Source organism: Aliiglaciecola aliphaticivorans (assembly GCF_054782055.1).
Genome location: NZ_BAAGTF010000012.1, coordinates 11921 through 27343 on the forward strand (window position 1 = coordinate 11921; position 15423 = coordinate 27343).

Consider the following 15423-nt stretch of genomic DNA (forward strand, 5'->3'; position numbering starts at 1 on the left):
GGCGTGTCAGTTGTCAACTTTAGGGGGAGATAGATCAATGAGCACTCACTTGGAAGGTTCCCATTAATTGCTGTAGGCGGCTAGCGGTGGTATTCACCTGTTCTGAACTCATGCTCAATTGTTGAATAGAGGTCGCCATGGCTTCTGTCACTTCTGTGACTTGTTGCGCAGTTTCACCGTTTCGTGCACTGTTTTGCTCTATTACACCAATGGTCTCAAACATTTTTTCTACAATGGCATGTAACTCAATATTTTCGCCTGAAGCCGCTTCTGTTAATTTTAAACTTTGGTCCACATTTTTAACCCCGGATTCCATAAAGTTAACGGCATGCAAAGTTTCTTGTTGCAAGCCTTGGATCATAGATTGAATATCTTTAGCTGCTTCAGCTGTTCTTCCCGCTAAGCCGCGCACTTCATCGGCTACCACGGAAAATCCTCGGCCATGGTCACCAGCTCGAGCGGCTTCAATGGCCGCGTTTAAGGCAAGTAAATTGGTTTGATTGGTGATATCGGTGATCACCTCAATAATGTTACCAATTTCCCCCATCCGCGAGTCAATAGATTGCACACTGGCAGCTGTGTTCTCAACGATATCGCGTATCGCTTGTGTACCGGCTCTGGCGTTTCGTAGTCAGACTTGGCTTTTTCAACTACGCTTGCCATAGATTGTTTCATATCTTGTGCGGTATGGGAGGCTTGCAAAATAACGTCGCGCTGTGTCTCAATTAATTCTTGCATGCGTAACATAGAGTCGTGCACTTGGTTTGAGCTGGAATACGCTTCTGCATTCTTATCCAGCATATCATCATTGGTTTTGCGAACATCGTGTGAAGCATGGATCACTTGTCCTACGACGGAGTCTAAATTATCGATAAAGCTGTTGATCCAACGGCTCATATCACCTGTTTCATCCTGCTTAATTCCGGCTTGATCCAGCCTCTGGGTTAAGTTACCTTCTCCTTCAGCTATGGTGCGGATCACCGACGTCATTTCGTTCAAGCGGTTTGATAGTTTATTGGTGGAAAACATGGCAAATAAACCACCGCTGAGTAACACGCCAGCGCCGGTGATCAAACTACTGGTCATCGACGACAAGTCGGTGTATTGGTGCAAACCAATATTCAAACCAACCACTGATGCGGTCAATGCGAAGTAGGTTTTCAGTAATGAGAAACTAATAGACCGACGTCGGTAAACTTCTTCTAGGTCGCCTTCACACATCATGCCCCATGTATCTAACGAACCATGTAGGTTAAAGGTAACGCCTTTACCAATGACTGGGATATGCCGGTAATCTGAATAAGCAGGGTAGGTAACAAATAAATTTTGGCCATTTTTAATGGTTTCACGCACCCCCGGATGCAATTCGCCTGTTGCCGGATCGGTAAACCGCACTTCCAACTCAGTGTGCTTCGCAACCTTAACCACACCAAAGTCGGTATGAACCCCTGCTTTTAGGTTTTCACCATGGCTAAAAGTACTGTCTTCGAAACGTGATCGTGATAATGCGATACCTGGTTTTATGTCAGGGTTAAATCTAGATTCCACCATAAATAAATAGTTGTCTCCAGATTCACGATAAACATGGCCAGCCTCGCGTTGTATCAAATCGCCCAATACATCATTTGGCACCCGTCCGCACAAAAGGGCAATGATTGTATCTTTATAGATAATGGGCTGATAAAACATCAGGGTTACTTCATCGTGGAAATTTGAGCTTGAGCTTCCAATTTTTAAAGTATCAGGATCGATATACGGGCCATGTAAAAACGGCCCTTGAATAGCTTTTTTAATTGCTTTTAGCTCACCATGACGGCGATTAACCCGCTGTTCATAGGTAGAGGTTAAAATTTTGCCTTGGGTATCAACAATAAATAGTTCAGAAAAGTCCTGCGCACTTTTTAAACCGTCTTGGAGTCTGATTTTACATGCAGCTAGATCATCAATATTGATTATATTGGCGGTAGAAGCCAAATGTTGCCATTGATTATTCGTCCAGTTTTGCAGCAGCTTTACGCGGGTAGCAGCAATCCCTTCAAAGGTCTGTTCAACGGCGGGGTAGGTAGAGCGATTGACAAAACATGACCAACCTAGTGATAACTTGCCATTGATACCAAACCAAGGTAACCAACGATGCTCTTTAGCAGACAACTGCATTGAATTACTTTTTAAATGCACAGCAACTCCCCAAAAACATGCAAATACACACAGCAAACACGTTTTACAGCAACATCAGTGCCTAAATGACAAAATTTATAAAGTTAATAAAAGTTGTCTCACTGTGAAGAATATATCCATGGATTTCGCAAATAAAATTAGAGAATTACTAGGTAAATACTGAGTTTTAATGCCAATTTGAGGGAAGTGCAAAACCGAATGAATAAAATAATTTAAGGGGGGTTTTAGGTACTTTATAATAACGTGCACTATAATGGAGTAAGGGCTGGGTCACTCAGTTTGTGCTGCTCATTATTGGTGCGTATTGCTATTTGAGGTGTTAACAATCTGTTCAACCCTTCTTCTTCTATGGAATCTCTGTCACTCACATTTAACAACAGGGTTAGTACAACAAATACTACTGAATTGTAGGGAATTTTTTGGTGTAAAAAATTTTGCAAAATAGCGGTTTCAAAGGCAAAGTTGTAATCAGGTCTAATTTCGACCAAAACCAAGTGGTAGGTAGTCAAACTCGACTTTTTTAGGGCCCGTTAGGGATAGAGTTATTTTTCTAGTGAGTTGAATCAACAAGAAGGAAAACGTGATGTCTTATGTAGATTGTTTTGTTGCTGCAGTACCAAGTGAAAACAAAAATAAATATTTAGAACATGCAAAAATAGCCGCAGAAGTGTTTAAGGAATGTGGAGCCTTAGAGATCGTTGAAAACTGGGGTAACGAAGTACCAGATGGTGAATTAACGTCTCTACCTCTGGCGGTAAAAGCCGAACAAAATGAAACTGTCGTATTTTCCTGGGTGGTGTGGCCATCAAAACAAATTCGTGACGAAGGCTGGGCAACTGTGATGGATGATCCGCGAATGTCGCCTGAAATTAACCCCATGCCCTTTGATGGCAAGCGCCTTATTTACGGCGGCTTCAACACGATATTGAAAGCTTAGGCGGGGCAGACTGACAAAGTGCTTAAACGGATCCTATACTTACACTTCGTCTAGTCTGTTGCTGCGTAATGACTCAACCTAAGCTACGTTTTTGGTTTAGTTAGAGGGTATCAGACTAATACAACTGTGGAGGTATGTTAATTGTCCCCTCAAAGCAATCATAACCAAGACAAAAGCGCTCTCAAAAAATGGGCAACCTGGGGTGTGGTGGTAGGAACCGCGATTTGGACAACGTTTTTCTTTGGTTTTTTAGTAATAAGCGCTTTGTTCCCAAAAATCATACCCGACAGTTGGTTTTTGAATATGATTAAAGAGCAGCCAGCAGGCACTATTGGTGTGGCGATCTGCGCGATTTCGTCATTTTCAGTGATTGTCGTTTTGGATATCTTTTCAAGAGATTCTATTTCCTTTAAGTTTTTTAATTTTGAATTCAAAGGTGCTTCCGGCCCCGTTATTTTATGGATTATGTGTTTCTTAGCATTTGTCATAGGCACGGGACTTTTGTGGGAAACAAGAAATACTGTCGTCTAATATCAAAGCACATCAATTTGATAAGTATTCAGAAAGTTGCTCCATTAGAATTGAACAACCAATAGACATGAATAAGCGCTGTGATTTTCTTATGCTAGTTGATGGAGTTGAGATCTTGACGAAAACTAGGGGGTTATCGTTGTGACTTGCCACTGAGATCAAAAATGAAAGAATGATACCAAATAAGGGTAAATTATGATTGTGAAACCATCGTAATGTATCAGGCTTATTCAGATGCTATTGCAGATCCGGCAATAAAGGAACAACGATTTGTAACGGCATTTTTGTTTACTCGAATGACGTTGATAAAGCCGTCATTTTTTGGGTTAATGCACTATTTGTTCAACCAACCTTTCACGGTAAAGGCATTGGAAAAGCGTTGATGGATAAAGCCCAAGAGATGCATAATGAACTGGAAATTGAGGTCTTTAAAAAAAACGTAATTGGCCGAAAATTCTATTCGCAATATGGCTTTGTGCACTTAGAAGAGAAGTGGCTTGAGCCTACTAAGCAGGCAGTTTTGCGACTAAAATTTAATACTAACAACCTGATTTAACCAAACAATAAGTGGCTGAGATTGGTAGCGTGGAAATGTTTAACTCCTTTATTTCCACCATTTTCATAAATGATAAGTTACCATTTAAGCTCAGGAGATAAGGGAGAACTTATGACTCAATACTTTGGTTCGTGCTTGTGTGGTACCGTAAAATTTGAAGTGCAGGGTGAATTCGAAAGTTTTTACCTGTGTCACTGTCAGTATTGCCAGAAAGACACTGGCTCAGCCCATGGTGCGAATCTTTTTTCTAAGTCTGCTAAGTTAAATTGGCTTTCTGGAGCTAATTCAGTAAATGAATTTATGCTTGCAAACACGGTTCATAACAAATGTTTTTGTAAAGTGTGTGGTTCAGCGTTGCCTAGCACACAAGTCGCGGGTTTGCTCGCCGTTCCTGCGGGCTGTCTCGACAGCAAAATTTCGATGCTCCCCAATGCACATATTTTTTGCGCGAGCAAAGCCCCTTGGGATAATGAATTGGATGATTTACCAAAATACGAAGGGCTGCCAAAGTGAATTTATATTTAATACCTGTTACATTTTCCCTAAGCAAATAAGTATTAAAAAATGTCTCTAGGGCAAGCATAAAAACGCAGTTAAATCTAACAAGAAGGTCGAGGTTAGTGGCGATTTTTTCATGCTGTTGATGGAAAGTAGTTAAATACCTTTTCTTGCAAGGTGATAATAATCAGGAGAAATAGTGTCAGTTTTCGTTAAAAAAAATATACCCATCTTCTTTTTTGCTGCTATCTGCTTTTTCTGGGGATTTTTCTATCAAACTTCTAATGCCTTAAACGAATATGGCACGCAAAAACCTGAATGGCTATTGCTCATTGATGGCTTAGTTGTATTACCCATTTTATGTTTTTTATGTGTTAAAGATAAAAAACAAGCTACCCTTAAAGCCGTGGTTTATGGGGGGTTGATTGTATTGCTAGGGAGTTATGTGATCCCAGAAAGTGCAAAGGTTGTCTGGCCTTATCTTGAATCATTGCGATACCTCGCAATTGCCGCTTTTATATTGCTAGAGATTTCTACTCTTTGTACTGTTATTTTTGCTATTAAAGGGGCGCTGAGCAAAGATAGCGATCCCGACATGGCAATATCTCAACCCATTGAAAGGATTTTGGGGAAGGGGACTGTGAGTTTGATACTTTCCTTCGAAGCTCGAGTGTGGACATACGCACTATTTTCAAAACAAATTAAACGTCAAAACTTTATGGGGGAGCATCATTTTAGCTACCATATGAAAGACGGTACGCAAAGCAATCAATTAGGCTTTATTTTGATAATGCTATTTGAATTACCCATTATGCATATGTTACTGCATTTTGTATGGTCGCCTTTTGCGGCCAATATCATATCCGGTTTAACTTTAATTGGCTTGGTCTTTTTTATTGCAGAGTATAGAGCAATGGCAATTCGACCCATTTCCATTACATCAAAGGGTCTGATTATTCGCTACGGGGTAGGTAACCCATTAGTCATTCCCTTTATTGAGATGGAGAATATCCAACTAAATGCTGAGGTGATACGCAGGTCGAATCTGGTGAAACGGTATAATTTAGCGGGGGCTCCTAATGTAGGGATCAAACTTAGTTCAGGTAAAACTATTTATTTAGGTTTAGATTCACCTAAGGATTTTATTTCAAGCCTAGAAAAGTGTCGAACAGCAAACCTGTAAGGCAAAGCAAGTCTCGTCATCATCTTTTTTCAAATTTAGACTATAATAGCTACCCACAATGTACGATTTTTTAACGTTATTAGTTTCCTATCAGCGTTGCTAACTAGTTGCTTTCGTTTGTCTAAAATCATGGTCGATAGTGTTATTCGAGTATCAGGAGATAGATATGAAACGACGGGAGTTTTTGAATAGTTTAGGTTTAGGGGTTGGAATGAGTGTGTTGGCACCTGGTGCCGCACTGGCCCATTCTTCACATACTGAACAGGGTATTTCTCCTGTTAAAGCTGGAGATTGGAAAGCCCTTCGAAATTTGTTCCCATTGACCCGCGACTATATACAATTATCTACCTTTCTATTGGCATCCCATCCAAAACCGGTCGCAGACGCCATAGAAAAACATCGGCGAGCTTTTGATGAAAATCCGTCTGATTACTGGCACCAAAACTTTTTAACTATCGATAGTGAAATCGCAAACAGTGCGGCTCAGTACATGGGGGGTAAAGGACAGAATATTGCCTTAACCGACAGTACAACTATGGGACTGGGAATGGTTTACAGTGGCTTAAAATTACAAGCTGGTGAAGAAATTTTGCAAACGGTTCACGATCACTATTCTACGGATAAGTCATTGGCCTATCGGGCGAAACGAAGTGGAGTAAAGGTGCAGCGCATAGCCCTTTATGACGATCCTGCAAAAGTGAGTGTTGAGCAGGTGTTGGCACGACTAAAAGCCGGAATAAACCCTAATACCCGCGTATTTGCAGCTACATGGGTACATTCTTCTACTGGAGTGAAATTACCAATACGAGCCATGGCTGACACTATTGAAGGTATTAATAAAACACGTAAGTCGGCTCAACAAATCTTATTCTGTGTAGACGGGGTACATGGCTTTGGTATTGAAAACCAAGATGTTGCTGAACTTGGTTGTGACTTTTTTATTGCCGGCACCCATAAATGGATTTTTGGTCCTAGAGGTACTGGGGTTGTCTGGGGAAACGATAAGGCCTGGGAACAAAGCGAAGTTGTTATTCCTAGTTTTAGTGGTTCCTACGAAGTTTGGATGGGGTTGATGGAACAAGAAAAGGTGCCCATAGGAGAACACATGTCACCAGGAGGCTTTCACTCATTTGAACATCGTTGGGCCTTACCTGAAGCCTTTAAATTGCATCTTCAATTAGGCAAAGAAAACGTACAAAAGCGCATCCATGAACTAAATCAGCAAACCAAAAGGGGCTTAGCAAACATGTCCCACGTTACCTTATATACACCTGAAAGTTCTGAACTTTCATCAGGGTTAGTGTGTTTTGATGTGCACGGAATAGAGCCTGATACCGTTGTGGATAGAATGCACAAAAAAGGCATTATTATGAGTAGTACGCCTTACCGAAAAATTTATGCTCGATTTGCCCCTTCTTTACTCAATAATGAACAGGAAATAGAAACCGCTTTAGCGGAAATTAGTAACATGGGCTGAATCGCATGTTCTGATACAGTGGTGTTGGTGATCTAAAGTTGTATTTCGCTACCATAGGCCTTACACCTGGTCTTACGGTAGTGTAGTTCGGTGTAAACTATTAAAATGGAAGACCTGCGGTGCTGGAAATACGTAGAGAAAATCAACGTGATATCAGTGCAATTTCAAGATTGATAACGTTGGCGTTTGAAAACCTTCCCATGAGTGATAAACGGGAAGCAGAAATTGTTGAGTTCATGAGAAAAGACGCTGCACTGTCAATTTCATTAGTCGCCATTAAAGATAATGAAATAGCAGGGCATATCGCATTCTCAAAAATTCATATTAATGATCAGTTTTCTGGTTGGTATGGTTTAGCTCCGGTAAGTGTTCTACCTTCCTTGCAAAATCAGGGTATTGGCTCAAAGCTTATAATGGAAGGTTTGTTACAATTAAAGCAAAAAAGCGCCAATGGATGCGTGTTACTAGGCGAGCCACGTTTTTACCAGAGATTTGGTTTTATTGCCCATCCCAATTTAGTTTTGCAGGGAGTCCCAGCGAAATATTTTCAGGTTTTATCCTTTGCTACTGACATCCCAAAGGGCAGTGTTAAATATCATCCGGCGTTTGGGTAATATTGCTTAAAACATGATTCCGTTAAAGAACCTGGCAGTTATTAGGTTTACACGCTGACAGTTATTGGGAACTTAACGCTCATCTAGGATATAAATAAGCATCGATCTTATTAATGGTAACGGTTTAAAAAAGTGAATTTCATATACATTAAGGTGGGAACGAACTGGAATGTGCTTTCAACATGGACATAATATCCATATTTAGTGGGCTATCCGCGGTTTTACTCGTCACGCTGTTAGCCATTCGACTCTATGATTGGCAAGCAGAACGTACACAGTGGACTAGGCTAAAATCTCTACAAGCAGAGCGCCCTCATGCCTATGATCCTAAAATGGTAGCTGAGCTGCCTGAGCCGGCGCGGCGATTTTTCAACTACGCTATATCCACCGGTACCGAATTACTTTCTGTGGCTGAAATTGACATAAGCGGGCAGTTTAGTTTAGGTAACAAACAACAGCCAAATTATCAAACTATGCACGCCCATCAAATCCTTGCATCACCTTATGGTTTTGTGTGGAAAATGAAGCTAGGGGGGATCGTACCTATATCTGGTTCTGATTCAGGGAAGTGGACACGCTTTAGAATTTTTGGACTGCTCCCTGTGGCACGGATAAATGACAATTTCGATCATCGGTTATCTGCCTATGGTCGTTATATTGCCGAATCTGTGTTTTGGACTCCTGCTGCAGTATTGCCGGGGCCGGGCGTTTCATGGGAAGCCATTGATGCAAACTCTGCGCAAGTGACAGTTTGCCACGGCTACCTTTCCCAAAGTGTTAAGATCAAGGTTGATGCTTATGGTCAACTTGTTGAGGTATCTTTTTTGCGCTGGAGTAATGCAAATGACAATAAAAAGTATCAGATACAACCCTTTGGAGGCAGATTGTCAGATTTTCGTGAGGTGCAGGGTTACCATCTTCCCTTTTATGTGGAGGGGGGAATATGTTCGGAACTGATGACTATTTCGCTTTTTACAAAGCAAAAATAAAGCAAATCCACTTCCCCCCAAAAAAAATTATTTAGTGGAGAAATGAATTTGAATACTGCATGTTGGGTTAGCCCTTCATATCTTTTTTATTGTCTTCTTTGAGATAGCTAATTAATTTATGAATAGGTTCAGGCGCTTGAAATAAAAAGCCTTGAACAAAGTCACAATCATATTGTGAAATAAAATCAAATTGTTCTTTTGTTTCCACTCCCTCAGCAATCGTTTTTAGGCCCAAGGCTTTGGCTATGGAAATAGTGGCCTTGACCACCTCTTCCGACTTTCTAATCTTACCAATTTGAGAGACAAACGAACGATCAATCTTGAGCATGTCAAATGGTTTATTTATGAGATAACCTAAGTTTGAGTACCCTGTACCAAAATCATCCATGGAAAAAAATACATCGAGCTTTTTATAACGTTCTAGGTGTTTATGATTTTTTTCATTGGACAAAATAACTTTTCGTTCGGTAATTTCCAATGAGATCAAATTGCCATTAATTTTAAATTGCTGTAAGTACTTTTTAAACGTATAGAACAATGCATCACTCTCTAAATCTTTCAGTGAGAAGTTAATGGCTATCTTGTACTGTTGGTTAGTATCACGGTTCAAGTCACTAATGGTTTTCATAACTTTGAAAATGACATACTTAGTAATTTCTGTAATGAGGTCAGATTCTTCCGCTAAAGGAATAAATTTATTTGGCATGACCAAACCAAGGCGAGGATGATTCCATCTAATTAGCGCTTCAAGGTGAGAAACTTTTCTCGTTTTTATATCAATAATAGGTTGGTAAAATACCTCGAACTCATCTTTATTTAGTCCCTCTCGAATCAAACTCTCCATTGAGGCTTTTTCAAACGCAAAAGAAGAAAGCTCCTCAGAGATGTAGCGATACATGTTTTTACCGTTCTCTTTAGCGTCATACATAGCAATGTCTGCTTGTCGAACTAATTCCTCAGCAGAGTGGCCGTCATTTGGATAGATACTGATCCCAATACTGGCACCAATATTAATTTTATGCTCATTGACACTGATTTCTTCTTTGACTGATTGAATTAAACTGGTGGCGATTTTAGAGACGTTTAAGGCGGTGTCTAGGTCCTGCACAATTATAATAAACTCATCCCCGCCCACGCGCGCAACGGTATCGCCGGAACGTAAAATATCGGTAAACCTTTTTGCAACCTCAATTAACACCGCATCGCCGACATCGTGTCCTAAACCATCATTCACAATTTTAAACCGATCTAGATCGACAAATAGAATTGCCAATTGTTTTTTATTACGACGCGATTCTTCTAAAGCGTGCTCTAACCGGTCTGCTAACAACGTGCGATTAGGTAGGCCGGTAAGGGCGTCGTGATTGGCCATATACTGTATTTTATTCTGTGATTGTTTAATCAAGGAAATATCGGTTATCACCCCAACATACTGAATAGTTTGACCGTGTTCGTTTTTTACGGCACTGATATTTAAGAAAACAGGAAATAATTCACCACTTTTCGATGTGTTGATTACTTCCCCTGACCAAAAACCACTTTGTTTGTATGAACGTTCCATTTCGCTAAAAAATTCAGAACTATGCTTATCGGATTTCAAAATACTAATTTTTTGACCTTTAATCTCATCTAAGGAATATCCGGTAAGATTTTCAAAAGCAGGGTTTACATTGATAACTCGTGTTTCATCGTCGGTGATGACAATACTTTCTTGGGTAGAGTTAAATACCATTTTCGCTTGAATATTCTCTAAGTTTGCTTGTTTTCTTTCATTTATATCTTCTACGACTGAGATAAAGTATAGAGGAACATTTTTATCTCTCACGTTGGCAACTGAAAGATTAGCCCAGAATATTTCACCATTTTTCTTGTGATAACGCTTTTCTAATTTGTAGGAATTCCGTTCACCGTTTAAGAGTTGTTGCATGAAATCTAAATCTTCTTTGAGATCATCTTTAAAGGTGATCTCTTGAAAGGTCAGTTTTAGCAACTCTTCGTTCGTGTAACCCAGCATACTAGACAAGGCTTTGTTACATGTGACCCATGAACCATCCAAAGCAACATGACTTATACCAAATTGGCATTATCAAAAGTTGCCTTGTATTTTTGTTGGCTTAAAGACAGCTCTGCAAGGGCGTTCTTTTCTTTTGAAATATCAGATGCGAAAGACCAGATTTGAGTATTACCTAAATCATCCTGACTGAGATAATCTTCAATCTCGAGTATTGTGTTTCCATTTCTGCTTGAGTTTAGTTCAATAATATAAGGCCCAAATGTGCCTTTCTCAATTAGTTCTTTTTGCCTATATAAAAAGGTTCCGCTGTCGTTAATGGGGTATATTTAGCTAAAAGTTGCTCTCTACTCAAACCTGTAAATTTTTGCATAGCACGGTTCGTTTTTAAAATCATGCCTTGCATATTTGTTATGATAACGCCGTCATGAATGTTTTCTAAAACTGATTCATAACGTCGGTTAAGGGAAACCAACTTTTCTTTAATTGCTGTATTTTCATTGAACATTTCCTTAAGTTCAGCATAAGCAGTTTGAAGCTCTTCATTGGTAGATTGAAGTTCTTCATTACTGGTTTCCATTTCCTCATTCGTTGCTTGCAACTCTTCATTTGAACTTTGTAACTCTTCGTTTGTTGATTGTAACTCTTCATTCGATGTTTCAAGTTCCTCAACAAGGGTTTGCATATGCTCTTTAATGCGTTGTAATTCAAATTCTAACTCTTGCGAGGAAGAGATATCAGCATCGTTAACATTGCTAGTAATAGAAGGTAAGTCAGCTTCTGAAATGCTTTGAAAATAAAAAATATACATTTGGTTACGGCCATTCATTACCGGCACAATGTAAATTTTAATAAGTCGCGCTTTACCATTTTTCAGAGGCAATGGTATATAACCGCTGGAATTCATTGCTGAGTTTCTTTTCGCATCACTTACTAATTTACGTAAATCAATGGCAAGGCGTGAGTCGATAATTTTATATATATCAAAAGAGACATACCCCTCTGGTACCTCAACAAAATCGAGGTTCCCTTTTTTATAAAATACATTCAGTTGCTCGTTAGTAACGATGACATTCGGCATTAATAACTTTGCTGCTTCTGTGATAATCGTCTCTTGAATGGGGGTGTCAGCGGGGACTTTAGACTGTTCCTGATGTTGATACTTAACAAATTTTGGCGGACTTACAGTGATTGATTGAAGATTTTTCTTACTGTTAACAACGGTTTTAAATATTTTGTTAGATTTATCAACAGGCGCAAACAAATGCTCAAAGTAAGTCGCATTTTCTGATTTTCCTAGAAACAGTAAGGCGTTTGGTTTGAGGGCATAATGGAATGCAGGCATTATCCATTTCTGTGCATCAAGATTAAAATAAATCAGAAGATTTCGGCAAACAATCAGATCTAAATCTTTAAATGGTGGGTCAGAAAGTAAGTTATGGTAAGAGAAAACAATGTTCTGTCTTAAACTTTTCTTCACTTCGAATTCATTGTTAGTGATACTGAAGTAATCTTTAACGTGAGAATCTGAAACCTCTGTCATTGAAGCTTGGCTATAAATACCTTGACGAGCAATTTTCAAGGCATCTTCGTCAATGTCTGTGGCAAAGATTTTTATGTCCAGTTGATGTTGACGGTCGTTTAATAACTCGTTCAAAATTATCGCGACTGAATAAGCCTCTTCGCCTGTAGAAGAGCCTGGCATCCATATTCTAAGCTCTTTTTCATCGGGGATCTCATCGAGATACTTATCTAGAAGAGTTTCAAGGGAATCGTAGGCATCGCGGTCACGGAAAAAGCTTGTGACGCCAATCAAAATGTCTTTGTAGAGTAATTCAACTTCGTGCTCATCTTTTTGAAGCAGGCTGACATACTCACTCAGGGTGGTAACTTTTAAGGCAACCATTCGACGTTCAATACGCCGACTAATCGTGGCTTTTTTATATACTGAGAAATCCACTTTTTTATATTTGTGAAGCAAACCAAATATGATCGTGTGATGATCATTGGCAGGTGTGATTTGATGCTTTTTTAATACTTTATTTCTAGGGAAATTAGCTAGTGCTACCAACTCTTCACCAATTTTCTCTGCTTCGATTAAGATATCTACCACTGAACCGTTAATCGAAGCCATGGGCATACCATCATATTTAGCCGTACTCGGTTCTTGCACAATAGTAATGCCTCCCTCGGCATTAATGGCTCGCATACCTTGACAACCATCGGATCCTGTTCCCGATAAAATGATACCGACTGATTTTTCTTTTTTGTATTTTGCGATTGAAATAAAGAGTTGATTGACCGAAGGCTTGGGGAGAAAGGAATGTTTCTCTGGTGCAGATAAAATAATCTGGTTGTCATTATTTATCTCTACGTTTTTACTCGGTGGCGTTATGTACAGCGTATCACTTTCAAGTACTTCGTTATGTTTAGCTTCTTTAATCATTAGGTTACTTTCTCTAGAAAGTAACTCTACAAGCATTGTATTGTGTTTAGGACTTAGGTGTTGGGCAATGATATATGCGGTATTATTGTTATTTGGAAGCCCTTTAATTAGTGTTGTTAGTGCTTCTAATCCACCTGCACTTGATCCTATGCCAACTACCATGAGTCCATCAGTGGTATGACTAATTTCCTCTTCATTGTCGTTAGACAAGCTTAATTTGTCGCCTAATATTTTTGCTTTTCCAATTGATTCTTGTTGTTTGGCTGCGGATAAAACCTGATCGATAATGTGCTTTAATTTTTTGTTATCAGTGGGTTTACTTATAAAACCATTAATTTGATCTTTCAGCACGTCTAAAATAAAATCTTCTTCAATATGAGCACTAAAAACGATAATCGGTATCTTTTTATCCGTAATACGGACTTCTTGAATGAGCTCAGGCCCGTTCATTTGAGGCATTTGAATTTCTGTTAAGATTATATTAGGTCTGTGGGTATGAAATTTAGATAAGGCTTGTCGACCATTCGTAGCCTCAATGACTGTTGTAAATATTTCACGCAGAAAGACTGCATATTGCGCACGGGTATCATCGTTGTTCTCTACATAGAGAATAGTTCCTTTAAACTTCATGTATTTTTGCCTCGTTTTTATTATTTTTGCGTGCGTGATGTGAAAGTTTTAGATTTTATTTCCTTTAACAAACAAAATATCGGTTTTCACTCAAGCACGCAATTAGTCTTTAGACTACGACAGTCCGATAAGTTTGATACATAAATTTGGTTATTAAAGATTAATAAAACCGTTTTCTCCTGCGATTTTTTAATGGAAAACCCCCTCAAATGATAGCAAATAGGATACACATTAAATGAAAGAGAACTTTTGGAAAATAATATTCGTTACTTGTCTAGTATTAAGTTTGCCTAGCTACGCCGATATTGCCGAAGGTGCTGATGGTGAAATTAAATATAATAAAGAGCTAGATGGGTTTGAATATCCATTTGCAGTGAATACCTTTGAATTGAACTCGCAAAATCAACCTTTGAAAATGCGCTATATGGATGTAGGTAAAAAATCAGCAGACAAGACAATCGTACTGTTACACGGCAAAAATTTTGCGGGTTATTATTGGGAAAGAGTGGCGAAGGATCTTGTAAAACAAAACTACAGAGTGATCATTCCAGATCAGATTGGGTTTGGTAAATCATCTAAACCTGATGCCTATCAATTTAGTTTTGCTCAATTAGCCTTAAACACCAAGAAACTAATGGATCATTTAACAATTGATAAATTTGATGTTGTGGGTCACTCAATGGGAGGCATGTTGGCGGTGACGTTTGTTACCAATTATAGTGATTCAGTGGATAAACTCATTTTGGTAAATCCAATAGGACTAGAAAACTACAGCGAATATGTTGAATTTAAAGATACTAATTTTTTCTACGAAACACAGCTTAAATCCACCTTGGCTGGTGCCATACGTTATCAAAAAAACAATTATTACGATGGTAAATGGTCACAGCAATATGAAAAATTACTGCTTCCTTTAAAAGGCATGTTAGCTGGAGATGACTGGGCGAGTGTTGCCTGGAACAATGCCCTGACTTACGGTCCAATCTTTTCTGAAAATATTGTCGCTAAGTTTCCACAAATAGACAATAAAACCATTTTAATTATTGGAACCCGGGATAAAACCGGTCCTGGAAGAGGATGGTTAAAACCCGGAGTCACTCGAACCTTAGGTGACTATGCAGCTTTAGGAAAAAATGCCCACAAGTTGATTAAAGATTCGGTTTTGTTTGAATTAGAGGGGCTTGGCCATATGCCACATTATGAAGATTACTCCGCTTTTATAGCAGCCTTCCAGAAAGCCTTAGCATTGTAATGTGCAATGGGAAGGGGGAGCTCGGGGCTTATGTAGTTTAAGATTTCATTAAGACTTCAACTTAATGGTAAAGGTTATTATTCAGGGCTTAATCGATTGTATGTAGTTTAATAAAAAGTAG

Annotated in this window: 14 protein-coding genes and 1 pseudogene; 10 read left to right on the plus strand and 5 right to left on the minus strand. The window is 39.1% G+C overall.

Annotation, left to right across the window (positions count from 1 at the left end; genetic code table 11):
• Nucleotides 1-34 precede the first annotated feature (34 nt).
• The 3 genes from ACYVIL_RS07165 to ACYVIL_RS07175 form a co-directional block, all read right to left on the minus strand.
• The gene (locus ACYVIL_RS07165) at nucleotides 35-568 is read right to left on the minus strand and encodes a methyl-accepting chemotaxis protein (RefSeq protein ID WP_460312030.1); all 534 of its coding nucleotides are present in this window, start codon (nucleotides 566-568) and stop codon (nucleotides 35-37) included.
• On the minus strand, nucleotides 517-2178 hold the full coding sequence (locus ACYVIL_RS07170; RefSeq protein WP_460312031.1) for a methyl-accepting chemotaxis protein: 1662 nt from the start codon (nucleotides 2176-2178) through the stop codon (nucleotides 517-519). The genes ACYVIL_RS07165 and ACYVIL_RS07170 overlap by 52 nt, the downstream gene beginning before the upstream one ends.
• Before the next feature lie 248 nt (nucleotides 2179-2426).
• On the minus strand, nucleotides 2427-2687 hold the full coding sequence (locus tag ACYVIL_RS07175; protein WP_460312032.1) for a hypothetical protein: 261 nt from the start codon (nucleotides 2685-2687) through the stop codon (nucleotides 2427-2429).
• A gap of 74 nt (nucleotides 2688-2761) precedes the next feature.
• Here ACYVIL_RS07175 and ACYVIL_RS07180 point away from each other — a divergent pair, with 74 nt between their 5' ends.
• The 9 genes and pseudogenes from ACYVIL_RS07180 (at nucleotide 2762) to ACYVIL_RS07220 (ending at nucleotide 8963) form a co-directional block, all read left to right on the plus strand.
• On the plus strand, nucleotides 2762-3115 hold the full coding sequence (locus ACYVIL_RS07180) for a DUF1428 domain-containing protein (protein WP_460312033.1): 354 nt from the start codon (nucleotides 2762-2764) through the stop codon (nucleotides 3113-3115).
• Nucleotides 3116-3256: 141 nt separating this feature from the next.
• Nucleotides 3257-3646, plus strand: a complete 390-nt coding sequence (locus ACYVIL_RS07185; protein ID WP_460312034.1) for a hypothetical protein — start codon at nucleotides 3257-3259, stop codon at nucleotides 3644-3646.
• Between the two features lie 215 nt (nucleotides 3647-3861).
• Nucleotides 3862-3921 (plus strand): annotated as a pseudogene (locus tag ACYVIL_RS07190) (hypothetical protein); the annotation flags it as partial.
• A gap of 5 nt (nucleotides 3922-3926) precedes the next feature.
• Nucleotides 3927-4202 carry a GNAT family N-acetyltransferase gene (locus ACYVIL_RS07195; RefSeq protein ID WP_460312063.1) on the plus strand — a complete coding sequence of 92 codons (276 nt, stop codon included), beginning with the start codon at nucleotides 3927-3929 and terminating at the stop codon, nucleotides 4200-4202.
• 111 nt (nucleotides 4203-4313) lie between these two features.
• The gene (locus tag ACYVIL_RS07200) at nucleotides 4314-4715 is read left to right on the plus strand and encodes a GFA family protein (RefSeq protein WP_460312035.1); all 402 of its coding nucleotides are present in this window, start codon (nucleotides 4314-4316) and stop codon (nucleotides 4713-4715) included.
• A gap of 184 nt (nucleotides 4716-4899) precedes the next feature.
• Entirely contained in the window at nucleotides 4900-5883 is a 984-nt protein-coding gene (locus ACYVIL_RS07205) for a hypothetical protein (RefSeq protein ID WP_460312036.1), read from the plus strand.
• Nucleotides 5884-6049: 166 nt separating this feature from the next.
• Nucleotides 6050-7360 (plus strand): aminotransferase class V-fold PLP-dependent enzyme, encoded by a 1311-nt coding sequence (locus ACYVIL_RS07210; protein WP_460312037.1) that lies wholly within the window; start codon nucleotides 6050-6052, stop codon nucleotides 7358-7360.
• Nucleotides 7361-7479: 119 nt separating this feature from the next.
• Nucleotides 7480-7974: a GNAT family N-acetyltransferase gene (locus tag ACYVIL_RS07215; protein ID WP_460312038.1), complete on the plus strand. Its 495-nt coding sequence runs from the start codon at nucleotides 7480-7482 to the stop codon at nucleotides 7972-7974.
• Nucleotides 7975-8156: 182 nt separating this feature from the next.
• Complete coding sequence (locus tag ACYVIL_RS07220) at nucleotides 8157-8963, plus strand: DUF6544 family protein (RefSeq protein ID WP_460312039.1); 807 nt, start codon at nucleotides 8157-8159, stop codon at nucleotides 8961-8963.
• 67 nt (nucleotides 8964-9030) lie between these two features.
• On the opposite strand, the gene ACYVIL_RS07225 is transcribed toward ACYVIL_RS07220, so the two are convergent.
• Nucleotides 9031-11034: a sensor domain-containing protein gene (locus tag ACYVIL_RS07225; protein WP_460312064.1), complete on the minus strand. Its 2004-nt coding sequence runs from the start codon at nucleotides 11032-11034 to the stop codon at nucleotides 9031-9033.
• A 217-nt stretch (nucleotides 11035-11251) separates the two neighbouring features.
• On the minus strand, nucleotides 11252-14050 hold the full coding sequence (locus tag ACYVIL_RS07230) for a CheR family methyltransferase (RefSeq protein WP_460312040.1): 2799 nt from the start codon (nucleotides 14048-14050) through the stop codon (nucleotides 11252-11254).
• Between the two features lie 235 nt (nucleotides 14051-14285).
• Between ACYVIL_RS07230 and ACYVIL_RS07235 the strand changes: the two genes are divergently transcribed.
• Nucleotides 14286-15302 carry an alpha/beta fold hydrolase gene (locus ACYVIL_RS07235; protein ID WP_460312041.1) on the plus strand — a complete coding sequence of 339 codons (1017 nt, stop codon included), beginning with the start codon at nucleotides 14286-14288 and terminating at the stop codon, nucleotides 15300-15302.
• Nucleotides 15303-15423: the final 121 nt, after the last annotated feature.

Excerpts from the sequence above, each read along its gene's own strand:
- ACYVIL_RS07180 (WP_460312033.1), top strand. The coding sequence starts at position 2,762 with ATGTCTTATGTAGATTGTTTTGTTGCTGCAGTACCAAGTGAAAACAAA.
- ACYVIL_RS07200 (WP_460312035.1), top strand. The coding sequence starts at position 4,314 with ATGACTCAATACTTTGGTTCGTGCTTGTGTGGTACCGTAAAATTTGAA.
- ACYVIL_RS07210 (WP_460312037.1), top strand. The coding sequence starts at position 6,050 with ATGAAACGACGGGAGTTTTTGAATAGTTTAGGTTTAGGGGTTGGAATG.
- ACYVIL_RS07220 (WP_460312039.1), top strand. The coding sequence starts at position 8,157 with ATGGACATAATATCCATATTTAGTGGGCTATCCGCGGTTTTACTCGTC.
- ACYVIL_RS07230 (WP_460312040.1), bottom strand. The coding sequence starts at position 14,050 with ATGAAGTTTAAAGGAACTATTCTCTATGTAGAGAACAACGATGATACC.
- ACYVIL_RS07235 (WP_460312041.1), top strand. The coding sequence starts at position 14,286 with ATGAAAGAGAACTTTTGGAAAATAATATTCGTTACTTGTCTAGTATTA.